Raw genomic sequence first — 23,506 nt, forward strand, 5'->3', positions numbered from 1 at the left:
TCATAAGCGGTCAAATAACAAAGCGAAGATCAGGGGTAAAAAGTCGGCCAGTTTAACGCGAAGCACGCGCAGGGCCTTTCCCATCTGGTTTTCGACGGTCTTTACCGAGATGTTCAGGCTGGCGGCAATTTCATGGTAACGCAGCTGTTCCAGGCGGCTTAGTTTAAAGACCTCACGGCATTTTTCGGGCAGGGCCTCGATGGCCATTTGCAGGTGGCGCTGCAGCTCGGCCGCATGCAGGTCCTGGTCAAGACTGGCCGATTCCGCTTCGGCACCTGCCCGGTGCAGTTGAAACGCTTCCCGTACCTTTTGGTGTTTCAGGCTGTTCAGGCATTCGTTGTGCACGGAACGGTACAGGAATGACTTCAGGTAGCCTCCGGTTTTCAGCTGGCTGCGGCGTTCCCAGATGCGGCAAAAAACATTTTGTACGGCCTCTTCGGCCGCGTCATGATCGCGGAGCATTTTCATGGCGTAGGCATGCAGGTGTTTATAAAAATCCAGGAACACCTGGTCGAAAACGTTTTTCTGACCGTTCCTGATTTGTTCTATGCGGGTTTGTTCGTCGTCCTGCACCGTATTGATGGCTCTTGGTTCGCAAAGATACAGGCTTTCGCCGATTTTACCGGCCCCGCTGCTGTGTGTGCAGGCAGTAGTCATACAGTTCAGTTCAGTAAGCGAAAATGAGTGCCGGTGGTTCAGGGTCGATCAGTTTGTGCCTGACCAACAGTTTCATGCAGGTATGCGCAGGCTCCAGCCCGGTTTCCAGCTCCATGTCGAAGCGCAGGCGTCCACAGCTGACCAGGCAGCTGCTGTCGGCACCGACCTTGAAACTAAGCTTCCTCCCGGGAAGCGAAACCACGATCGTATCATGAACATGACTGATCCTGCAATGCCCGCCGAAAAGCTGTCTCAGGCTTGTCAATAGCCGGTAGGTAGAAAATGAAAATTGCATCAGTTGTGTTGTTTTAAAATGACCTTAAGTTTTTGCCTGATGATCAGTTTCTTTATACCTCCGGGCAACAGGTGGTCCAGCAGCAGCATGACGCGGTTGAGCATGCCGGGCACCACCTCTTTCCTGCCTTTCAGCAAGCCCCGAATGGCTTCGCGCGCCACGGTCTCGGGTTCGAGGATGCTGGCTGCCGAAAGTCCCTTCAGGCTGTGGTTAAGCACCAGCAGCTCGGGTTTGGTATTGATGCCGCCGGGACTAAGCAGGGTTACCTGCACACCGGAGCCCGAAAGCTCGAGCTGCAGCGACCGTGTAAAGTAACTGATGAACGATTTGGTTGCGCCATATACCTGTTTTTTTGGTACAACAAACTGACCGCCGAGGCTGCCCACATTGAGCAGATAGGCTTTAGCCGGGCGCTGCCGCTGCTCCAGGAACAGCCGGGTAAGCAGGACCGTCCCTGTAATGTTCAGGTCGATCTGCGTTTTGTAAAAACTGAGCGGCTTGTCGGCAAACCAGGACCAGTTGCCCAGCCCCGCGTTGTTAATCAGCATGTCGACGCTGACGCCCAGTGCCGACAGCCCTTCAAAAATGGCTTCGCAGTTCTTAGCAACGGTCAGATCGGTTTCATAAACGTAAACCTGTACATTAAAATTGATGCGGATAAACCGGGACAGGTCAGGCAGTCCGGTATCCGGAAGGGCTACGAGCACGAGGTTCATTCCCCGGCCTGCGAGCTCGAAGGCGAAAGATTTACCCAGGCCTTCGCTTGCCCCGGTAACCATGGCTGTTTGTCTGATCATTTCTGGTGTTTTTTAAGGTCTTCTATTGTATTTTTTAATCCCTCAGAGAAGGGAGTGATGTGGTAGCCCAGCTCCCTGATGGCTTTCCTGCTGCTGTACTTTTGGTCTTTGCTTAGCCGGTCTGCGAATTCAGGAAGGAAAACCGGGGGCAGTCCGGTCATTTTCGTTTTGAACCATTCAAACCAGCTGTAGGCCTTGATAACCGGCAACGGTACCCGGAACAGCCGGTGCGTATGGCCGGAGAGTGCGCTGAGCCTGGCGAAAAAATCGTTGAAACTGATGTCCTCACCACCCAGGATATACCTTTCACCATTTTTCCCTGATCGCATGGCGGCCAGGTGACCCTGAACCACATCGTCCAGGTAAGCGTAATTGGCAACCTGTTCGCCGCTCCCGGGTATAAGGCGCCATTTGCCACGCAGGTAACCGCTGATCATTTTTCCGACTGTGTTGCTGTCTGTAACAGGCCCTTCGCCAAAGACCCTCGAGGGGTTCACGGTAATGACCTCCGGCAGGCCCTGGCCGGCAAATCTCCTGATTTCCAGTTCTGCCAGGTGTTTTGTCCGCTCGTAGTGTATCGGAAAGCCGCCTATCCGCGGGTCGTTTTCGCTCATCGGGTATTTCACTGTCGGGCCCCACACGCCGCAGGTCGATGTGTAAACCAGGCGCCTGATCCCGGCGGTCCGGGCTGTTTCCAGCACATTCCTGGTGCCGATCACGTTCGCCTGGTAAAAGTCATCCGGATTTTTGCACCACATTTTGGCCAGGGCGGCTGTATGATAGGCCTGTTCGCATCCCTGCATGGCGACGAGGAGGCTGTCTTTATCTAACATGTCGCCTTTAAAATACCTGATGTTGCCGTGCCTGGTGAGGTAGGGATGCTGAACGTCGCGGCAGAGGGCGTGAACAATAAAACCGCGTTTGGCCAATTCCAGACAAAGGCTGCGCCCGATGAATCCGCTGGCGCCGCTCACAAATACGTGCGTTTGATTTTCCATATTAGGCAGCGGCAAGTTCCATGCGGATGCTGTACATGCTGTGGTGAACATCTACGCGGCTGCAAACGCCGTTTTCAAAATAATAGTCATTGTAGTTGCCGTCAGGAAGTTTAATGCGGTAACTGTGCAGGCCGGTCCTGGTGATATCTAAAAATTGCTGGTGGTTGTCTGAATACACCTGTTTAATATTGACCGGCTCTTTACAATAGAGCAGCATCATGTTATACGAAATGGGCGACCGCAGTACACCGGCCTTTTCGTCAGCAATGGTTCTGTAGCCGCCACCGCATAACCAGGTCTTTTTATTTGCTTTTTCCTTGCCGTTAACGGTGCGTACCACGCTTGAACTGAGCAACCTGCCTTTGCTGAAATGGGAAAGGTCAGTTGTGTTGACATTGATCTTAAATAATAGCCGGGTGCTGATCTTAGACACCATTTTAAGGTGCAGATCGTCGCCGCTGACCGTCTTTGCGACCTGCATGGTTCCGATCTGCGACCCATTGTACATGACGCGGTATACCGCCATGTTGTCCTGGGCAGAAACGACCGGGCACAGCAACATCAAAAAGATGAGCGGCATGACGCTCTTTTTGAGAAACGGTAATTCGGGAAGCGCTGGCGGTGTCATGTTTCGCCTGAGCAGGGCCGGACAAATAAATTTTTTGTACAGCCAGATTAAAAGTGCTGGAATCATAAGGCTTTGGTATGTGTGTTAAAAGCTGTTATGATCCTAATACAACACATGGGGGCTATACCCCCATGCGCAAAAAATAAAAAAATGAAAATTAAAAACTAGACGCAGACGGCTGCTCAGGCGCTTCTTTTCCGGTAGGTGTCGCTGTACATGCGCAATTTGCTTTTTAACTGCTGCCTGGCCATAAAAATGCGGGTTTTTACGGTTCCGATCGGAATACGCAGTTCTTCGGCAATTTCATGGTATTTGTAACCCTCAAAATACCGGAGAAAAGGAACCCGGTATTCTTCAGGAAGTGAACCAAGGGCTGTCTGAATGTCGCCAGACATAAACTTATTCTCAGCCAGGTTGTTGCTGGCACTGGTTCGCAGCTGCTGGGAAGAGAGGTCTTCATTCACCTCGATTACTGACGTCCACTTGCTTTTGCTGCGGTAGTCATTAATAAAGGTATTGCGCAGGATCGTATATAGCCAGGCCTTCAGGTTGGTGCCCTCTTTATACAAATTGGCATAACGAAGCGCTTTCAGCATGGTCTCCTGCAAGAGATCTTCGGCGTCATCGAGATTGTGGGTAAACCGGAGCGCATAATTTCTGAGGGCAGTTCGGTAACTGCAGATCGATGTTTCGAGGGAGATTGAATTCATGGTAATGTGCTTTAGGTTTTTAAATCAATAATTCAATGCAAGGTTTCATTACGCGTGTACTCCGGCTTGGAAGAACCTGACCAATTTGGCCGGCCAGTTCATCAAAAGGGTCTCTGTTTTCCACAGGTTAACACAGCGTATAAGAACTTAGAGCGTTGAGTGTGTGTAAGAACACGAGTGCCTTGAGAGCGTGAAGAGCGTTGAGAGCGTGAAGAGCGTGAAGAGCGTTGAGTGCGTCGAGAGCGTTAACCGCGCAGAGAATCTGTTGATGCGCTTTCGACGTCTGATCAGCCGGGCATATTGAGGGCCACCGGCCGTGCGGTATAAATCGTTTACTGTTTCAGGAACTTCAGAACGGAGCTGAACCCGGTAAAGCGGGCAAATTGCACCCTGTAGCGATCCCCGGGGATATAGGCTGAACAAACACGTGCAGTGAATGTTTGAATTTTTTTTTGCTTTTGCCGGCCGGTTTTTTACTATAATAACGCTGCGGTTTGCTACATTGATATGATTACCAGGAAGAAAATCCGTTTGCAGCGGTGAGGATCAGTGGCGGCTGCTCGCGGTTAACGAGAATGGTATGTTCGAACTGCGCCACATAGCCGCCGCGGTTGCCCAACAGGGTCCAGTCATCGGCAGCGGTTTCTGCCAGGGTTGAACGGGTGGAGATAAAGGTTTCGACCGCCACAACCATATTCTTCGCATACCGGTCCTGGTTATGACGTTCGTAGTAGTTTTCAACGCTGGGCTTTTCGTGAAGGCGGCGGCCAATGCCATGACCGGTCAGGTTGCGAATAACTGTGTAGCCGAGTTTTGCGGCGTGCTGCTGGATGAACCGGCCCGTCTCATTTACGCGCTGCCCACTTCTGATGCGATCAATCGCAGCCAGCAGAATCGTACGGGAGGCCTGCAACAGCGGCAAATGCCCGTTCCGGTCGCGGCCAATAACAAAGGAACCGCCGTTGTCGGCCCAGAACCCGTTCAGCTCGGCCGAAACGTCAATGTTGATCAGGTCACCTTCTTTCAGGATGCGGTCTGCAGCGGGCAGGCCGTGTGCCACTTCTTCATTCATGCTGATGCAGGTTGCGCCCGGAAACCCGTATGTTTCTTTGGGCGCAGACCTGGCCCCGCGTGCTTTGAGCAGCGCTTCGCCGTGGGCGTCCAGTTCGAGGGTACTCATCCCCGCCCGGGCAAATTGTTTCATGGCATGGAGCGTCTCGGCCACAGCCGCTGCCGCGGCGGCAATGCCCTTCATTTCGTCTTCGTTAGATACTGACATAATCAGGTGCAAATATCGTCTGCTGGCTGTCTGAATGTATTGGATGTTTTCGACATCGGCAGTGCCCTGATCAGAAAAAAAAATCTGCTTAAACATTTAAGTAGCTTGGAAACGCATTTTTTTGTATTTTTAGAACACAAACCAAAATCCCCAACAATGAAAAAAAAAATTTTGTTTTTTCTCACACTTTGCCTTTCTGCCGGGTTGATGGCCGAGGCGCAGGTGCTGAACAACGACTTGTCGGCCCTGGCGCAGATTCAGCAGGGCATGCGCTCACGCAGGGTGAGCAGTCACGATCGCAGCGGCGGCAATGATGACTTTATAAAGATTCCCGACCAGCAGCGCAAAACCATTTTTGAGGTTAAAGGTGCCGGCATGATCAACCACATCTGGATCACCATGGCGCCTGAACCGAACAACCTCAGCAGAAACGATGTCATTATACGCATGTACTGGGACGGGAACGACGAGCCTTCGGTAGTTTCGCCGATCGGACCGTTTTTTGGCCAGGGCTGGGAAGAGTCTTACGATTATACGGCATTGCCCTTGTCAGCAAGCCCGGTGCAGGGCAGGGGCATGGTCAGTTATTTCAGTATGCCTTTTTCACGCGGAGCGAGAATAGAAATCGAAAACCAGGCCGGCAAGGACATCAATGCCTTTTATTACTTTGTAGATTATGTAGAAATGGATAAGATGCCCGCCAATACCGGCCGCTTTCATGCCTGGTACAACCGCAAACTGACCGAAGCACCACAAACCGGCGAAAATGAATGGTCCACACTGGGCAAGCCCGGCGCCAACACCACAGGTAAAGACAATTACCTGATTGCAGATATCAAAGGAAAAGGTCATTTTGTAGGGGTTAACTATTACGTTCATTCACCTACGCCGATGTGGTATGGAGAAGGTGATGACATGTTCTATATTGACGGGGCCGAAAAACCCACGCTGCTGGGAACAGGAACTGAAGACTATTTTAATACTGCATGGTGCCCGAAAACTGTATATACGCATCCTTACTTTGGTTATCCGCGGGTGAATAACGATGCGGGCTGGCTGGGGCGTACGCACCTGTATCGCTTTCACATCACCGATCCGGTATATTTCGAAAAAGCGCTCAAATTCAGCATTGAACATGGGCACAACAATGTGCTCACCCTGGACCTGGCCAGTGTGGCCTATTGGTACCAGAGCCAGGCGGCAGGCGTACCGGCTATACCGGACAAAGCCGGCAGAAAACCCATGCCGTTTGTCGATTTTATCGATATGCACAAGTGGCGGCACGAATGGCGCAAGAATAAAGGCAATGATGCCACCCTGTGGAACAACAGATAACCTCAAACCCGGTCCAGGCCGGGTTTTTTCTTGTGCCACGTGGCGCATAACTGTCGCAATTGCCCTTGCGGGTTTCTGCCAGGCTGCCGGCCTTTCTGCTACTTGAGCGTACACGCGGTGGGAGTGTGCCCTGATGCGCGTGTTCCTGACAAAAAGGTGTTAACAGGAGCACCAACCCACCGGGATTTCAGTGCCACCCAAGCGTATCGAAACAGCCAGGCGATATGTCTGTATCAGGCAAGAAATCAACACGTTAAACTTTCTGCTGTTTGTGTTTAAAACGTATTGTTTTTGTAGTTAACATATTGATTTACAGTATTTTATATTAAAATTTATTTGTAAGTTGTTGGTTTTGCAGGTATCTTGGTCGTACTGACCCTGAAGTATCCAGTCTTAGGGCGGCCAGTTAGCTGGTCGCCTGTATCTGCCTCAGCCAATTCTATAACTTAAACTATAAACCAATGAAAACAAGCAACAAACAATCGGGCTGGTGCCTCGGCGCCGTTTTGATCCTGGCGCTGATCTCGGCCGGCTGCCGCAAACAGGAAAGCCAGCAAATGGCGGCGGCACCTGCGGGTAACGAAAAGAACACAGGCAGCACGGCGCAGGTCTGGCCAAGTTACATCAACACCGGGTTCACGCATCCTGACGGCACCTTTACCTACAGCGAAGCAAGCAGTGACTTTGGCGGGGCAACACTTCAGGGCTGGAACGAGGGCCGTGCCTGGATCTCGGGCAATTGGGCCCGCGCCACGCTGGCCCCCAATTCAGTTTCCAACGGGTTGATCTCGCAAGTCGATATATCTGACGGGTCTGCCTATGAAGCCGATTTCAAGATCCGCTTTCACAGCGATTTTGACTGGAGCAGAGGCGGCAAAGTCGGATTTGGTTTCCTGATCGGAGAAGGCAATACAGGCTGCGACGTACCGACCGATGGCAACGGCGGCAGCCTGCGCCTGATGTGGTACAATACCGGGAGCCGGGTATTTTTTCAGCCCTATGTATACCATCGTGACATGGCTGGCCCCTGCGGCGATACCTTCAACAAATCGTATCCTGCAAGCGGAAGCCTTGCAAAAGGTACCGCCTACAACGTGCACCTGTATGTGAAAAGCAATACCGGTTCAAATAAGGATGGCTGGGTACAGGTACGCATCAATGGCGTAACCGTACTTGATCAGTCTATCCGGTGGACAACCAATAACAGTCAGCGCCTCATTAACCGCCTCTCCTTTCATAATTTCCGAGGCGGAAAAGACGTTGCCGTTTGGGGGTCCAGCCAAACCAGTTACATTTACTTCGATGATCTTGTTGTAAATAAGGTCAGCAGCTAGCGGAAAGGCATCAGCGGAACGGGCGACAAATATCGCCCGTTTTTTTATGCCATTTCCTGGCGGCGCGCCTGTTTACGCAGTGCATTTACGGCGGCCAGCGCGCTCCAGCGCTCCTATCTTTCATGGGTTACCGCAGCCGGGCGTTTATTTGAATTTTCTAGCCAACAATTCCCGGTGTACCTTGTTAGTGCAAAGTCGGTTTTCTGTCCCCCCCCCACGTCCGGCCATGCAGCTCGCACCGCCATTACCTGCGGAACCAGGCTCGCGGCGGTTGCAGCAGGGGCAGGGAGCTGAAGCCACTGAACGGCTCCTGGGGGCTGGTGCAACGAAGCACAGCGCCGCTCAACTGCCAAATATTTACTACTTTAGACCGCTAATATCAAAGAATGAACACCTCTCAACGAGCCCTTACACGCGATGACCTTCTGGACGTTCTCCTGCATTCAAAAACCGGTACGGCAGTCTACACATCGGCCAACCTGGTCATTGAAACGGCAAACGATGCCATGCTCAGGCTGTGGGGCCGGGACGCAGGTGTGATCGGCAAGCCGCTCGCATTGGCAGTTGCCGAACTCGAAGACCAGGGCGTAACGGAAACCCTGCGACAGGTCTGGGAGACCGGCCAAACCTATACGGTGACAAGAATACAGGCTGGGCAACTGGCAAACGGCGACTTGCAGGCGCGTTATTTTGACATGGAGTACCGGGCGGTAAAATACACGGACGGCTCCATGCGCTGTATCGTGCACACGGCTACAGATGTGACTGAACAGGTATTGCACAGCCAGCGCACTGTTCATACCGGCGAGCAGTTTCGCGAAGCGGTCGCACAGGCACCCATGGCTATTGGTTTGCTGGAAGGCCCGGAACTGGCCATTACGATGGCCAATCCGCTGATCCTGGAGCTCTGGGGCAAGGATGATTCGGTGATTGGCAAACCATTGGCAGAAGGGCTTCCTGAACTGAAAGGCCAGCCTTTCCTGGACATTCTGCATACCGTTATGCGTACCGGCGAAAGCTACCGGGGTAACGAAACGAAGGCGCTCATCATGAGGAACGGCGTTCTGGGCGAGTATTTCTTCAATTTTGTGTACCAGGCAATTAAAGAGACCTCGGGCGGTGTTTCCATCATGGTCGTAGCTTATGAAGTGAGCGACCAGATTCGCGCCCGCCGCCAAATCGCCTATAGCGAAAACCGGCTGCGAAACATGGTCATGGCTGCGCCTATTGGTATGACTGTACTGAAAGGGCGGGACCTGGTGGTCGAACTGGCCAACGAACCCATGCTGCGCATCTGGTCAAGGTCTGCAGCTGAAATGATCGGCAGCCGGATTATGGATGTTTTCCCTGAGTTGGTTGGTCAGCCGTTTCCAGCCATACTGAGCTCCATTTTCGACAACGGCCAGCGCGTTGCCATGGATGAAATCGCAGTTGGGATCAGGCGAAACGGGGAGCTCGAGCAGATCTATGTAAATTTTGCCTACGATCCCCTGTTTGATGTGGAGGGCCGCGTCGAAGCGATCATGGCGACCGTTATGGACATTACTGAAGTGGTTGAAACACGGCTTAAGCTGGAAAACAGCGAACAGCAACTGCAGACCGTTAATGAAGAACTGACCGCAACAAACGAAGAGCAACTTGCAACGAACGAAGAACTGATCGAGGCCAACAGCGAACTGCTGAAAGCCAATGAAAAGCTCGTCGAAGCGCGGGATGAACTGGAACAATATTACAGGCTGCTGGCCGACAGTGAAGAACGCTTCAAAAGCATTTTCGATAAAGCACCGGTCGGAATGGCTTTGCTGACCGGGGAGAACCTGGTCACCGAACTGGCAAACGAGGAAATACTGAAAATCTGGGGACGTAGCGCGATCGAGATCATTGGCAAACCGCACCTTGAGGCAAGGCCTGAACTGGATGGGCAGCAGATCGGTGAATGGCTGCTCGATTCGCTGCACACCGGTAAAACGCGGGTAAACAACGAAATTAAAGTGCGGCTTTACCAGCCTGGCGGCATGCGCGAGGCCTGGGTCAACTCCATTTATCACCCGATCAAGGACGGGACGGGCCGGTTCAGCTCCCTGCTGGTGATTCTTCAGGATGTAACCGCTTCAATCAGCGAGCGGAATGCTTCCCTGCAGGTGCAGCGCATGTTTAACATGTCTATTGAATCTGCAAACCTGGGAACCTGGAACCTGCATGCAGACAGCCGGCAGTTTGTACCCTCACGCAGGCTGAAGACCTTGTTTGGTTATACCGAAAACGCCTACATGAACTACAAAATGGCCATGCGGCAAATTGACGAACCTTACCGCAGCGCCATGATGCAAGCCATTGAAGAAGCGCTTTCGGGCGGCCGCGAATTGGATATGGAATTTCCCATCAGGCGGGTTTCGGATAACAAAACCTGTTGGCTTAAGGCATCGGGCCGGTATTTTCCGGCAGAAGAGAATATGCCTGCGCACTTTTCGGGCACCATGATGGATGTAACTGAACGTAAAACAGATGAACTACGCAAAAACGACTTCATCGCGATGGTAAGCCATGAAATGCGGACGCCGCTGACATCGGCGCGGGCCTACGTGCAGATGCTGGAGAAAAAAGCAGCAGAACGCGGCGACGACCAGCTAGGCACGATGCTGGCCAAGGTGCATCACCAGATGATCCGTCTGACATCGCTGATCAATGGTTTCCTCGATGTGTCACGGCTGGAATCGGGTAAAATCAAGCTGCAGCTGGAGCGGTTCTACCTCGATGAACTGTTCGACCGCATCTCGGCCGAATCTACCTTTATTGCCCGAGAGCATAAGCTGGAAATTATTCCCTGCGATGCGCTTCCTGTCCTGGCCGATCAGAACAAGATCGGGCAGGTCATCAATAACCTGATCAGCAACGCCGTGAAGTATGCACCCCGCGGCACCAGGATTACCCTGAGCTGCAAGGCAATTAACGGGCATGCGGCGGTCAGTGTAAGCGATGAGGGTACAGGCATTAAGCCTGAAGACCAGAAACGGATTTTTGACCGGTTTTACCGGGTCGAAGGTGAACACACGCGGTCCATTTCAGGCTTTGGCATCGGGCTTTACCTCTGTGCCGAAATTCTTCAGCACCATAACGGCTCCATCCATGTTGACAGCGAATGGGGAAAAGGTTCGACATTTACTTTCCTGCTTCCGCTTGACAAGGGGCAGGCGGGATAATGTTGTGCGCTGTGGAGAAATTTAGTTAACAGGGCTTCAACCGATCCCGGGCATTTAATCCAGGTCTATACGGGTCTGTGACAAACTGCGCAGCCGTCCATCCGGCATATAGCATGACCAACCTGCGTCAAATTATAAACAATGGAACCACTCTTAATCAAACCTGGCAGCGGTGTCCTCGACGGCACGCGGATACCCGCCTATCAAAACACCTGGAGCATGACGGCCGCCTGGCCGGACGGCAGGGTTACACCCCGCGGAATGTGGTACGATGAAGTATCCATTAACAGTCAGGGCGACATCGAAATTCTGAAACGCGAACAGCGGATTCTTTACAGCAACGGACAGGAGACCCTGCAGGTCGAAACCGTGAACCGCAACACCATGCAGCACCTCAGCCTGCAGATCGGCAACAGGGGCGAGGCCCTGCATACCGATCTGCATTACGAAAGCAACTGGGTACGGGGCAAAAAAATGTATGTAATTGGCGGCGGCGCACCTTTGGAAAGGCTTTCCGGGAATTTCAGCATTGAACTGGAGGAACCTTTTTTTGACTGGCACCTCTGGGGGTTGCTCGTTGCTGCCTGTCCGCTGGAACTGGGTTTCTCCGGCAGATTCCTGGCACACGAGTCGTATTCATACCTGCCCGGAGATTTCAGGTGGGTTACATTGCGCGTAGCGGGAACCGAGACAATTGATTGCGGCAGCTGGGGAGAACAAGTGTGTTTCGTGGTTTCGGTAGCGGCAGAAGTACCCTGGAAACTGTGGATCGCCGTGCGAACAGACGTGGCCAGGGTGCAGCAGATCTGCATCAGCTACATCGATGGTAGCGAACTGTGGTGGCGGCCTGAACTTCAACAGCGCAGCTAAGTTCCGGCCATTGCCTGCCTGCATCCTCTGACAGGAACGGCCAGGTTTTACAAAGGTTTCAGCCCTCGTTCCCCGGCTTAGCCCGGCTTACGCAAAAGAAAAGCGCCCGGACATCCACCCGGGCGCTTTAGTAACTAACCAAACTATAATACTAACCAAATATTACGCTGCAAAGCTACGTGGCAGCTGTAAACAGCGTGTTAAATGATGATGAAGGTTGCAGTTGCTGCCATTCGCGCTTGCGGATTAAGCATGACCTTAAGGCGGCCTGCAGGCCTAGTGATCATGCGATTCGCTGCTCTCGAAACCGAGCACAGCAAGCCTGACAGGACGCGCGCTCACCTTATGTTTTGTCGTTTCGAAATTTTCCAGGTTGATCTGGTGTACTTCGCCTGTCGAAGGCACAGCAACGTAGGCAAACCGGCCGGTTGCTTCGAGAACTGGTTTGTAGGTATCCGCGGCCGGGGTTGCGGTTATGGCCTGGCCTTCTTTCTTCAGTGTGCCGGTTGCGAGGTCATAAATGCGCAGTTTTCCGTCGAGTGTCAGGACCAGCAGGTTTCTTCCTGCATAGTCGGTTTTGCACTGTATCGCGTCGGTGCCGGTATAAATGGCCGACATCCTGTTGTTCACCAGATCGATCAGATAAGCACCCTTGTTGGCTGCATAGCCAATGAATTTTTTTGCCGCCTTCGCATAGAGGATGGTTCCCAGGCGAAAGGCGCCAAAACCATCAGGGTTAGGAATGAGCCGTTGTTCGCCTGTCTGGCGTACCACAAGCGCACCGCCTGCGGTGTTAGACGAATTGGTGAAGGCGCCGAAAACTGCGTTTGAACCGTCTGTTGCGTTGCCGTGAATCGCGCCGGTCTCAAGGGTCGATGCATGAACCTGGGCCCCGCTTTTACTGATCACGATGACCCGTGTGGGCGATGCACCTGCCGCCGCCGATTTGGTCACGGCATAGGTGCCGTTGGTAAATTGCGCCATGGCACCATGGTGGGGTGTAAGTCCGGCGTTGATGGTGCTGAACCTGGCGCCTGGCGTATTAAAATCTGCTTCGCTGGCCACGCTCAGTGTACCTTCGCCATCGTTAAAAATGAGCGACTCTGCGCCATCACTTTTAAAGTGCGTAGGTCTGATGCCTGATGCGGTAATGGCTGCCCATTTCGGATTGTTGGCTACATCAACATGATCTTCATGCGACTGCAGGCCGGTATCGAAGACCTCGACGAGGTTGTTTGCGCCGTAAAGTACAGCCGCATAGCGACCCGAAGCCGTGGCATAAAGGCTGGCAAGCGGGAATTTTCCGTCAAAGCTGCTCAAGGCGCCGGCAGCCGGATCAATCTGGGTGATTTTCGTGCTGTTTTCATCTGCGACGAGCACACGCACGTATTTAAACTCTTTCCCATGATCATCATGGTCGTGATCGTCGGGGTCTGGCGCGTCTTTTTTACAGGCAGCAAAGCTGGCCGACAGCAGTGCCAGCAGCGCGATTTTTTTCAGGTTGTGTTTTTGGAACATGGTATGGATTTTAATTGATTTTTATACTGATGCCTTTTAGTGTTTGCCAGCCTTCGCGGTCGGTCAGCCGAATCAGGAAGTGGTAGTCTCCCGGGTCCGCATCGGCCGGAATGTCGAACTCCGTCACTGCTTCGTAAGCGGCCGGGTTACCGGCAATGGGAAAATTCCGGATGAGCAGATAGGGTTTTACAGGCACTTTGACCGGAGCAAGTGCACAATCGCTCACCTCGGTGCTGTGGCTGTGGTGGTCAAAATTGTGGTGCACGTCTACACTGTACGAGCCGAGGGCCACATTGTCTGAGAACCTTGCTTTAAAGCTGATTTTCTGGCCACGGCTGAATGTGCCGCACTGTTGGGGAGATGCACCCTGAAAGGCCAGGTCAATGACGGGATAGGTCGTATCGACCGGTGTTTCGTCTTTGCTGCAGCCGGCCAGCACCAGGCAGGCGAGGGCAGTCATGATTTTACTTGCTGTGTTCATGTGTATGGTGTTATAATGCAATGCGAATAGGTACGCTTTTATAGGCGTGTACGCCATGAGTTGTATTGTGGTACAGCAGCACGAGGCTGTAACGGCCGTTTTGCCAGGCCCGCGCACCGGTCAGTGGATTTCCGGCAGGCCGCTTGTTGTCTGTCCCGGCACCGGTTACCAGCGTCGCCGAAACCGGCAGAACGGCGTTCTTTGGTAAACGGGCATGCGATACATCACTCAGCACGATGGATTTTGCCAGGTCGGCCTGGCCAACCGTCTCGGGATAATGGTTTGCTGTTTCGGAGATCAGCAAGGCGAGAAAGGAGCCATCGTCCTGTAAGCCGGAAATCTGTAATTCCAGCCCGATCGGCTCACCTGTTCTGAACAGCTGGTCGGCAGCGGGCCCCCGCACCAGGTTGATCTCAGGCTGTACCGCCAGGTCTGCCGGATCGGTGATGCTCAGGTCTGCCGTTACCAGCGTTTCGCTGCCATTTTCATCCCGCACAAAGAAGGCAAAGTTGTAAACACCCGCAGGCGCCGTGGTGGGTATACTGAAATGCTTGTGAACGGTTGTGTTTTTGGCACCTTTAAATTCAGGCCACTCGAGTTCGAGTTTCCAGGAAGCGGTGTACGGCGTGCCGGGCTTTTGTGTAATGGAGATGCCGGTTGCGGCAATCCTGGTTGCTGCGGTCACGTCTGCCTCGAAATGAAAATCCTTGCCGATATAGGCCTTTTTTTCATTGCCGCTGCCAATTTCAATACCGTTAACAAGAGGTTTTGCGGGGTCCCCGTTTCTTTCTTTTTTGCAGGCGCCCATCCAAACCGCCAGCAGGCAGAGGGCAATCAGTCGCATGTTTTTCATGTTATGGGTTCTTTTTATGTTGATGATGAAAAGGAATACTGATGCTCAGCACGACATCCCGGCCCATTTCCGGCAGGTCGATCAACCGGTAAAAACTGGTGTGCATGAAATATTTCGTGTCGAAAACATTCCTGAACTGAAGGTTTAGGCCAATGGGCTGTTTACCGGCAAGTATGGTGGCCCCGGCACGCAGATCAGCTACCGCAGAGCCAGGCGTTTTCCGCTCGGGCGGAACGATGTTGTTTTGCGCAGCGGTAAGCCGGTAATCTGCCGAAACGAACGCATCGCGCAGCCAGTTGCCATTGTTAAATTCCTGCGTCAGCGAAAAAAGGACAGAAGGCGGTGGCGAAAAAGGCAGTGAAAATCCTTTTTTGCTTCCCGAAAGCTGGCGGGCATGGAGGTATTCGCCCAGCACTTCGATGCTGCGGCCCCCGCCAATCTTGCGGCTTAATTCAAGCTCCAGGCCGTAACGAAGTACCCGGCTTTGCGTGTAGGCGAACACCTGGTTACCGGCACCATAGCTGTAATCGTGGTCTGCGGTAGGGTTCAGGTAGATGTAATTGGAGAAGTAGTTGAGATAGGGGCTCAGCGTAATGTCCCATACCGAGTTTTTCCAGCCCAGTCCGGCATCGGCCTGGTAAGACTGTTCAGGATCCAGCTGCGAATTGCCGCGCTCGTAACTGAAATAGTGGTAATTTACGCCATTTGCCGCGAGCTCTTTGGCAATGGGCACGCGAAAACTGCGGCCTACATTGAGGCGCGCAAAGAAGGGCATGGGGCTGTAACTCAGTCCTGCAGACCAGGTCAGGCTGTTGAATTTCCGGCCCAGCGCGGCTGCCCGCTGCAAGTTCAGCGATTCACTGCCCACCGGTGTGGCAAACCAGTCGCTGTACCCGAAACTCCTGAAATTAACGTGGTCATAACGAAGTGCCGTTTGCAGCAGCAACTGCCCTGTGATCTGGTAATTGTCTACGGCGAAGGCGCCGGCGCTGAACTGGCGGAACGCCGGCACCAGGAAACTCCAGCCACCAATGCTGTTTAGCTGACGCTCGGTATTGATCCCGATGGTTAGCCGGTGCCGCTCAAAAGCCAGGGTATTCCGGAAGTTCAGGGAGTAAACCTGTTTATCAAACTGCCGTTCAAGATCGGAAGGAATAGCGAGTTCCCGGGGATAAATTGCCGGCATGTAGCCGTGGTTTACATAATCACTGTGCTCCTGCCTGAAATTTCGCTGGAAGCCGAGCTCGGCCTCAAACAGCTGGTTGCCTGTTTGCCAGCTGCTGCGGTTTAGCAGTTTAAAGTGGTTAACCTGCTGGGCAGGCAGGAGTATGTCATGCGACCTCGCGTCATGCATAGCCGCGTCGACACGGCGGGGTTCCAGTCCATGTGCGTTGGCAAAAAAGCCACTCTTGTTCCAGGTATTGCTGAGGAAAAAAACGGAGCGGAAGGTGCTGTCCAGGTAGCCTGCAGTCAGGTGCACAGCACGTTCCTTGCCGGCTGTATTTCTGAGCTGATGCCGGTGCAGCGCTACGGGATAGTTGTATACATTGACCTGCGTGGCCGGTACGCGGTAATCGCCGTAGTCCTGGTAACTGAAGCGCCCGTCTGCAAACCACTTGTCGTGTCGGAGCGCTGTTTGCAGTGAACCGCCGATAAGCTGGTTATTGCTTTTTGCAAGGCCGGTAAACGTACCGGCCAGGCCGTCTGCAGCCGGCGCTGCCGGCGGCTCGATACGTATAGTCCCGCCGATGGCGTCAGAGCCGTAAAGAAATGATGCAGGTCCCTTAACAATTTCGATGCGGCCGGCAGCAAACTGGTCTATTTCGAGTCCGTGGTCCGCGCCCCACTGCTGCCCCTCGTGTTTTACACCCTTGTCGACAACGACAACGCGGTTAAAACCCAAACCGCGGATGAGCGGCTTAGACTGGCCCGAGCCAATGCCGATCGTTTTAACGCCGGGCAGGCGCTCGAGCGTTTTCATCATGCTGCCGCCCAGGTTGCGGCGAATAAAGGTCGCATCTACGGCACGCACGCTCAGCGGCTGTTCCCGAAGCCGCGCATCGCGGTCGCCCAGTACCTGTACCTCCTGCAGCTGTCGCTCTGCGGGCAGCAAGATAATCCGCAGGTAAAGCGGTGCATCGGCAGCAGCGAGGATCTGACGGTAGGTTTGAAAACCGCGTTTGGAAAGGACCACTTCCCGGCGGTCTTTACCTGGAGCAATAAAACTGAACCGGCCTGCCTGGTCAGTGCGCGTTTTTACATTGCCGGCAGTCACATCGACGCCGGCCAGCGGCGCGCCATCTTCATCAGAGACCTGTCCCGAAACCTGGATCTGCGCAAAACAATGCAGAGACAGCGCCCACAGGAGCAGCATTAAGAAATACTTCATCAATAAAAAAATAAAAGGATTAGCCAGGCGCAGGCAACGGCGGCGGGCAAAAAAGAGTTAAGCGGAAGACTTAAGACAGGGGTGGACCCTTGTTGGTAAAAGCCTGCACTTCGGCCGCAGGCGGACCGGCAAAAATGAATTGAGGCGTTGTTGAAACGGGAGCCTGGAAGTACGCGACCTTCAAAGCCGGCGGCACGTCGAAACCGTCTGCTGCCTGGTGGGCCAGGTAATCGCACAGGGGGCAGGCTTCAGAGGCGGCGTAGCTTTCGGTGGCATCTTTTTTCGGCTGCGCAGCATGGTGGTGAAATGCACGGACACCCCAGGTTGCTGCCAGCAGCAGCAGCACGAAGATGGCTGCCGACTGCCGGAGAAGAGGTGGTCTATGATAATGGTTCCGTAGCATTGCGCAACAAAATTGCATTTAATAATCTTTAAATGCAATTTTGTTGCGATATTTTTTTCCCTGGATGGTTGGCTGAGGTGAAGAAACTGAAGCTGCGGCAACGCAAAAAACGCGACAAAAAAAAACCGCCGTTTCCGGCGGTTCCTTTTTATAATAAATTAGTTTTCCTTAGAATGGCCCTAAGCGTGCTGTTGGGGCGGGTTTTTGAAAGTTTATCGCCCATCCGGCTGTCATTTCCTTCTGAAAGACCTGGAAGACTATCTGCCCGTCTGTCGGTCAGCAGGTCAAGACCAGGAAACTGGATGGAGGCGATTTCTTTTTCTTCGATGTTCGTAAGTAGGATGCTTTGCATAAATATCTGAAAGTTATACACTAAATACACCGCAAATGACAGGTTTGTTTTCAGTGCCCGGAAAAAAATAAAAAATATGGGGGTTTGACAATATCATGGCAATTGCCGGCTGATGGGCAGCGTTGGAGCTTTTCTAGGCGCTAATTTTTTGCATGAGAGCCAGCAGGGTGTTACTAACAGTTTAGTTTATGTTTCAATTTCCGGCAAAACCTGTTAACTTTAACGTTCCAACCAACAAGTTTTTAATGAAGAAGTATTTCCTGCTGACGTTTGTCTGTTTATGCCTGACAAGCGTCTCTTTCGCGCAAAGCGTCATTACCCTGTTTAACAGCGCCAATGAATTTTTCGATCGCATGCGTGAAGAAAAATTCCAGGAGGCACATGCCGCGTTTGATGAAAGTGTCAAGACGAAACTTACCGAGGCCAATCTGAAAGAGTTGTGGACGCGTATGGCGGCCGAGATGGGCAAGGCCGAATCGCTCGATGCGGTGCAAAGCCGGGCGCAGGATGAGTATTTCGTGGTTACCGTTAACGGAAAATTTGAAAAGGGCGAACAGAATTTCCTTGTTGTTTTTAACAAGACCAATAAAATTGTCGGGCTGTTTTTGCAGCCAAAATCAGCTTCGGCGGCTTATAAACTTCCGGCGTATGCCGATACGGCGAGTTATAAGGAGCAGCAGGTTTACATCCAGACGCCGGGGCACCAGCTTGCTGCAGTCATTACAACACCAAAAAACCGCACACGTTTCCCAATGGTCGTCATGGTACATGGCAGCGGGCCGGGCGATATGGACGAGACCGTTGGTGCGAACAAGCCCTTTAAAGACCTGGCAGCGGGCCTGGCAAGCAAGGGAATCGGCAGCGTCAGGTATGTAAAACGCACGCTTATTTACCAGAACGAATTTGGCGGTGCGTTTACCGTAAAAGAAGAAGTGCTCGACGATGCAGTTGCGGCACTGACCATGGCCAGGGGTGTGGCAGGCGCTGACCCTAAACAGTTATACCTGCTGGGACACAGTCTTGGCGGCATGCTGGCCCCGCGTATAGCAACGCTCGTGCCCGACCTGAAAGGCCTGGTGCTGGCTGCCGCTCCTGCGCGCAAGCTGACCGACGTCATTGCTGATCAGAACCGCTACGCTTTTTCATTGGTTAAGGATACAACGGCAGAGGCCAAAGCGGGTTTGCAAAAGGCGCTTACAGAGGTTGAGCGCAGCCGCATCAGCAAGATCGGCACCATGAAAGCAGATTCTGCTATTCTTGGACTGCCCGCCGCATATTGGGCAGACCTGAACAGTTATGACCAGGTGGCCCTTGCGAAGAACCTGAAGCAGCGCATCCTGGTTATCCAGGGTGGAAACGATTTCCAGGTCACTGAAACAGACTACAAAATATGGGAAAATACGCTTGGTAAAAAGAAGAACGCGACCCTGAAACTATATCCCACGCTGAACCATTTGTTTAGCAGCCAGGCCGCCAAAGGAACGATGGCGCAATACCAGACGGCAGCGAACGTAGATGCGGCACTGGTTATTGACCTGGCCAACTGGATCAGCCAGCCTAAATAAAAAAGTCCCGGTCCTGCTGCGAATCTGGAACGAGGAAGAATCACAACTGGTACCGGGACAAGATCAGGACGGTCTTGGCTTACATGATGTAAAAGACCTTTGACTGCTTTTGCAAACCGGAGGCCTGAGGCGAAGTGTTCATGTTGTTCTCCTTCAGCATCTGGCAGATATCGCGCTCAATGGTTTGCGAAATCGTTGTAGTGGGCGTATCTGTAGGCTTGTTCTCAAACGGGTCTTGCAGGTGGATGGCCATTTTTTCGATCAGGAAAAAGCTGCAGCCGATGGCAATGACCACCGGGATCTCTGCCAGGCCGAAAAATTCGATCAGGCCAAAGGGCAGGAGGGTAATAAACAGGATCAGTGAAAAATGTATATAAATGCTGTAGGTGACCGGGAAGACCGTGTTTTTGATCCGTTCGCAGCCGCCCATCTGATTTGAAAAGCGTGTTAAGGTCCGGTCAAGTTCTACCTGCTGGTATTCATTGATCCAGCCGAGCTTGTATGCATTCCTGAGGTCGGCGCCATGCAGCTCGAGCAGGCCGACGGGTACATTGCGGTATTGTTTTACATGGTCAATGTCTTCCTGGCAAATGTGCCTGCCCAATCCCTGCATCGGGTCTTCGCCACGCAGGTGCCTGCTCAGCGCGTAACACCAGGCAATCTGCCTTTTGGCCATTCGCTGGCAGAAAAGTCGTTTTTGCTCTTCATCGCCGCGCGTGTCAATGAAGGTAAGCAGCTGACGGGTCAGGCTGCGTGAATCGTTCACGATGGCGCCCCAGATCGTTCTTGCTTCCCACCAGCGGTCGTAGGCCTGGTTTGATTTGAACGCAAGCAGCAGCGAGATCACCGTACCGAGGATCGTAGGTACCGCTATCGGAATGGAAATGCGGGTAAAGTGAAAATTGTTGTAAACAATGGCAATCAGTACCGCGTAAATGGTGACCATGATGATCTCGGTGCGGATCTTGCCAAAGATGTATTTGACGGGAATATTTTCTTTAAGTAACATGGCTTTTCATTTTAGATGGCTTCAGCTAATTGTTCTTTATTGATCTCGAATGTTCCGGTAGTGGCTGCCGGCATGTCTACCAGGCTAACCAGTGGCAAACCGCAACGGGCCAGCAAGGGCGCGGGGTCAATGCTTGAGCGGTTCAGGCGGCTCATGCGGCAGCAGGAGGGATCCAGGACGTGCGTGATCTGTTGTGTTTCGAGGAAATCGCGGAACATGCTCATGGTGTTCCCATAAAAAAATTCGATCCGCACGCTGTCGATTTGCAGAAATTGCTGCTGCAGGGCAATCAGTTCCTCGTGAAAGTTGTCGCTCACATAATCATACTCGCGGCTGCGTCGCGACAACATAAGCAGGTCGCTGATCGAGTCTGACAATTTGAAAAGGTGAACGAATACGAAACGCAGGCGCTGCGCCGGAAACTGATGGCATATATTCGGAATACAGTCGAGCGCTGCTTTGTTGAAGTCGGTTGGAATGAGTACGGTTTGCATAATCAAAACTGTTTTAAGTGAAACATTGATTTGTTTATACAAGAGTAGTCCCTACTTATTAGAAGCGGTTAAGGAGGTGTTTAGAATCCGATTAGAATTGCGAAACCTGAAATACAGGCTGCCATGCAGTTTTTCCGGGTTTCAACGGATCGTGGCCCTCCACACCCCGGGAGTTCTAAGAAAAGTATTAAAAAGATGGCCAGGCCAGACAGCCGTTACCTGGCGCGGGGCAGCATGATTTGTATTTCGGTACCCATATTTTCTTCCGAACTGATGCCGATCGAGCCCTTGTGCAGGCGGATGATGTTCAGTGTAAGCGGCAGCCCGATGCCATACCCCTCAAATTTGTTGGTGTTCGAGGCACGGAAAAAGGGATCAAAAATGAATTGCTGCTCGCCCGCAGGTATACCGATGCCCTTGTCGGCAACTGTTACGCTGATCCAGTTGTTGCGCTCTGTAATGCTGATGCTGACCTCGGCATAATTCGAATATTTGCAGGCGTTCAGAACGATATTGCTCAGTGCAAGCTGCAGCAGGTTCACGTTGCCCTCGGTATACAGGCGGTTCTCATCTTCGGGCATTTGCTCAGCATTAACCTGGATCTGGCTCTCGGGCGCGATTTTTTTGGCGTGGTCAATGACCTGCCAGAGCAATTCATCGATCCGGATTTTCTGCCAGTTCTGTTTTTTGCCGTCAAACCCGGTTTGTGCCAGCCCGAGCAGGCTGGTCAGGATGTGTTTGAGTTTCTCTGCTTCATTTAAAATGTTCGTCGCCGACAGTCGCGCAGCCTCGGGCAGGTCTTTACGCGCCAGCAGCAGTTCGGTCTCGCTGGTAATGATGGTCAGTGGCGTACGCAGCTCGTGCGAGGCATTGCTGACAAAGTTGTTCTGCGTTTCGAAAGCGGTTTCCAACCGGATCAGCATGTTGTTGAACGTCTGTGTCAGCTCTGAAATCTCATCTTTTCCTTTTTTCTCTTCAAGGCGCATGTGCAAATTATTTGCAGTAATGTTGCGCACACCCTTAATCATGTTTCTGAGCGGATTGATCGTGTAATAGGAAAAGAGCTGGGCAATGACGTAGACCAGTGCAAGCGAGATGATGAAACCAATGATCAGGATCTTGCGCAGCTCTTCGATCTCTTTATACCCATAAGGATCTGAAGCGCCGACAATAACAATATACTTTTCATTCCCCTTTTTGAACAGGCCCCCACAGTAAAAACGGTTATCCTCGACATGCCGGGCGCGGTTGTTCTTCAGAATGGCATTAAAAAACACATCGGGAAGCTGCAGGGGTTTGGTCTCAGGCAAGCTGCCGTCGGGCTCCAGTTTAATGAGGTAGTCTTTTTCATCTTCGAGTTTTTCGAGGTATTTGTTCCTGACTTCTTTGGTAACGGCAGAGCGTTCATCTGGCGACACGCGCAGTTCGGCCGAGATGTTGACACGCGCTTCCAGGCGCTTGAAAAAATCTTCGAAGTTAAACTGCGAAACAAAATAAAAAATGGCGGCGTTAAGTACCACTAGTCCGGCGGCGGCCATCGAAAAAAAGAGCAGGGTAACCTTGGTCTTAAACGTCATCGGGCTTCTCCTCCTTAAAAATGTAACCCATGCCAAAAACCGTATGGATCAGTTTAACGGGATAACCATTGTCTATCTTCTTGCGCAGGTAATTAATGTATACATCAACCACATTCGTACCCATGTTGAAATCGATGTCCCAGACATTTTCCAGGATCTCGATGCGGCTTAAAACTTTGTTTTGATTGGTCATGAAATACTCCAGCAGCCGATATTCGGTGGCGGTCAGTGCGATCGCTTTGCCATTCCTGCGCGCGGTCTTTGATTCCAGGTCAATCTCAAGTCCGGCAAGCGCCAGTTTGCTGCCAGGCTTTTGCGTGCCTGAAAGCCGCCTGCTCAGGCTGCGGATGCGTGCTTCAAGTTCTGTAAACTTAAACGGTTTTACCAGGTAATCATCGGCGCCGGCATCAAGTCCGGTTACAATGTTCTCGGTTGTTCCGAGTGCCGTCAACATCAGGATGCCTACCTGCGTGTTTTGACTGCGAATCTCTTTACAAACGGCAATACCGTTCATGCCGGGAAGCATCAGGTCGAGTATGATGAGGTCAAACCGGTGCTTCAAAGCCATATCCAGACCCGTAAGGCCGTCGGCAGCAACGCTGATCTCGAAACCAAGTTCTGTCAGGCCGCGTACAACGACCGAAACCAGACCGGGCTCATCTTCGATAAGGAGTATTTTCATGCAGTTCCTTGGCGTTTGACAGTTAAACGGGATCGAAAGATAAAAGAAATATCGCAATTGCGGAAAAGCGCGGGGCCCAG

The 23,506-nt window shown here is 52.4% G+C and carries 22 protein-coding genes; 5 read left to right on the plus strand and 17 right to left on the minus strand.

Features of this window, described 5'->3' with window-relative positions; genetic code table 11:
• The 7 genes from C7T94_RS07650 to map all read right to left on the minus strand — a co-directional run bounded on the left by C7T94_RS07650 (position 1) and on the right by map (position 5,364).
• Positions 1-657 (minus strand): RNA polymerase sigma-70 factor, encoded by a 657-nt coding sequence (locus C7T94_RS07650; protein ID WP_107214796.1) that lies wholly within the window; start codon positions 655-657, stop codon positions 1-3.
• Positions 658-667: 10 nt separating this feature from the next.
• Entirely contained in the window at positions 668-952 is a 285-nt protein-coding gene (locus C7T94_RS07655) for a hypothetical protein (protein WP_107214797.1), read from the minus strand.
• Positions 952-1,749, minus strand: a complete 798-nt coding sequence (locus C7T94_RS07660; RefSeq protein WP_107214798.1) for an SDR family NAD(P)-dependent oxidoreductase — start codon at positions 1,747-1,749, stop codon at positions 952-954. Before C7T94_RS07660 ends, C7T94_RS07655 begins: the two co-directional genes overlap by 1 nt.
• Positions 1,746-2,747, minus strand: a complete 1,002-nt coding sequence (locus tag C7T94_RS07665; protein WP_162618597.1) for an SDR family oxidoreductase — start codon at positions 2,745-2,747, stop codon at positions 1,746-1,748. The genes C7T94_RS07660 and C7T94_RS07665 overlap by 4 nt, the downstream gene beginning before the upstream one ends.
• Position 2,748: 1 nt before the next feature.
• Positions 2,749-3,441, minus strand: a complete 693-nt coding sequence (locus tag C7T94_RS07670) for a DUF6134 family protein (protein ID WP_107214800.1) — start codon at positions 3,439-3,441, stop codon at positions 2,749-2,751.
• Positions 3,442-3,557: 116 nt separating this feature from the next.
• Positions 3,558-4,085 (minus strand): sigma-70 family RNA polymerase sigma factor, encoded by a 528-nt coding sequence (locus C7T94_RS07675; RefSeq protein ID WP_107214801.1) that lies wholly within the window; start codon positions 4,083-4,085, stop codon positions 3,558-3,560.
• Positions 4,086-4,596: 511 nt separating this feature from the next.
• A complete protein-coding gene (gene map / locus C7T94_RS07680; RefSeq protein ID WP_107215999.1) occupies positions 4,597-5,364 on the minus strand; it encodes a type I methionyl aminopeptidase in 768 nt (255 codons plus the stop codon).
• A 156-nt stretch (positions 5,365-5,520) separates the two neighbouring features.
• Between map and C7T94_RS07685 the strand changes: the two genes are divergently transcribed.
• From C7T94_RS07685 to C7T94_RS07700, 4 genes are all read left to right on the plus strand, one after another.
• Positions 5,521-6,699, plus strand: a complete 1,179-nt coding sequence (locus C7T94_RS07685; RefSeq protein WP_107214802.1) for a glycoside hydrolase family 172 protein — start codon at positions 5,521-5,523, stop codon at positions 6,697-6,699.
• Between the two features lie 461 nt (positions 6,700-7,160).
• Positions 7,161-8,033, plus strand: coding sequence for a polysaccharide lyase (locus tag C7T94_RS07690; RefSeq protein WP_107214803.1), 873 nt, complete (start codon positions 7,161-7,163; stop codon positions 8,031-8,033).
• A 386-nt stretch (positions 8,034-8,419) separates the two neighbouring features.
• The gene (locus C7T94_RS07695) at positions 8,420-11,233 is read left to right on the plus strand and encodes a PAS domain-containing protein (protein ID WP_107214804.1); all 2,814 of its coding nucleotides are present in this window, start codon (positions 8,420-8,422) and stop codon (positions 11,231-11,233) included.
• A gap of 141 nt (positions 11,234-11,374) precedes the next feature.
• Positions 11,375-12,103, plus strand: a complete 729-nt coding sequence (locus C7T94_RS07700) for a hypothetical protein (RefSeq protein ID WP_107214805.1) — start codon at positions 11,375-11,377, stop codon at positions 12,101-12,103.
• 276 nt (positions 12,104-12,379) lie between these two features.
• Here the strand turns inward: C7T94_RS07700 and C7T94_RS07705 are convergent, their stop codons facing one another.
• The 6 genes from C7T94_RS07705 to C7T94_RS07730 form a co-directional block, all read right to left on the minus strand.
• The gene (locus tag C7T94_RS07705; protein WP_107214806.1) at positions 12,380-13,621 is read right to left on the minus strand and encodes a hypothetical protein; all 1,242 of its coding nucleotides are present in this window, start codon (positions 13,619-13,621) and stop codon (positions 12,380-12,382) included.
• Between the two features lie 10 nt (positions 13,622-13,631).
• Positions 13,632-14,102, minus strand: a complete 471-nt coding sequence (locus C7T94_RS07710; protein ID WP_107214807.1) for a DUF4625 domain-containing protein — start codon at positions 14,100-14,102, stop codon at positions 13,632-13,634.
• A 10-nt stretch (positions 14,103-14,112) separates the two neighbouring features.
• Positions 14,113-14,955 (minus strand): DUF4625 domain-containing protein, encoded by an 843-nt coding sequence (locus C7T94_RS07715; protein WP_107214808.1) that lies wholly within the window; start codon positions 14,953-14,955, stop codon positions 14,113-14,115.
• Between the two features lies 1 nt (position 14,956).
• Positions 14,957-17,344, minus strand: a complete 2,388-nt coding sequence (locus tag C7T94_RS07720) for a TonB-dependent receptor (protein WP_204353238.1) — start codon at positions 17,342-17,344, stop codon at positions 14,957-14,959.
• A gap of 70 nt (positions 17,345-17,414) precedes the next feature.
• Complete coding sequence (locus C7T94_RS07725; protein ID WP_107214810.1) at positions 17,415-17,747, minus strand: hypothetical protein; 333 nt, start codon at positions 17,745-17,747, stop codon at positions 17,415-17,417.
• 148 nt (positions 17,748-17,895) lie between these two features.
• Positions 17,896-18,099: a hypothetical protein gene (locus C7T94_RS07730; protein WP_107214811.1), complete on the minus strand. Its 204-nt coding sequence runs from the start codon at positions 18,097-18,099 to the stop codon at positions 17,896-17,898.
• A 245-nt stretch (positions 18,100-18,344) separates the two neighbouring features.
• Between C7T94_RS07730 and C7T94_RS07735 the strand changes: the two genes are divergently transcribed.
• Positions 18,345-19,664 (plus strand): alpha/beta hydrolase, encoded by a 1,320-nt coding sequence (locus C7T94_RS07735; protein WP_107216000.1) that lies wholly within the window; start codon positions 18,345-18,347, stop codon positions 19,662-19,664.
• 79 nt (positions 19,665-19,743) lie between these two features.
• Here C7T94_RS07735 and C7T94_RS07740 read toward each other — a convergent pair whose 3' ends face one another.
• The 4 genes from C7T94_RS07740 to C7T94_RS07755 form a co-directional block, all read right to left on the minus strand.
• Positions 19,744-20,673: a bestrophin family protein gene (locus C7T94_RS07740; protein WP_107214812.1), complete on the minus strand. Its 930-nt coding sequence runs from the start codon at positions 20,671-20,673 to the stop codon at positions 19,744-19,746.
• Positions 20,674-20,684: 11 nt separating this feature from the next.
• Positions 20,685-21,167, minus strand: a complete 483-nt coding sequence (locus C7T94_RS07745) for a hypothetical protein (RefSeq protein WP_107214813.1) — start codon at positions 21,165-21,167, stop codon at positions 20,685-20,687.
• A gap of 215 nt (positions 21,168-21,382) precedes the next feature.
• On the minus strand, positions 21,383-22,744 hold the full coding sequence (locus C7T94_RS07750) for a HAMP domain-containing sensor histidine kinase (RefSeq protein ID WP_107214814.1): 1,362 nt from the start codon (positions 22,742-22,744) through the stop codon (positions 21,383-21,385).
• Complete coding sequence (locus C7T94_RS07755; RefSeq protein WP_107214815.1) at positions 22,734-23,426, minus strand: response regulator transcription factor; 693 nt, start codon at positions 23,424-23,426, stop codon at positions 22,734-22,736. Before C7T94_RS07755 ends, C7T94_RS07750 begins: the two co-directional genes overlap by 11 nt.
• Positions 23,427-23,506 lie beyond the last annotated feature (80 nt).

The sequence above is a fragment of the Pedobacter yulinensis genome (assembly GCF_003029735.1).
Lineage (GTDB): Bacteria > Bacteroidota > Bacteroidia > Sphingobacteriales > Sphingobacteriaceae > Pedobacter > Pedobacter yulinensis.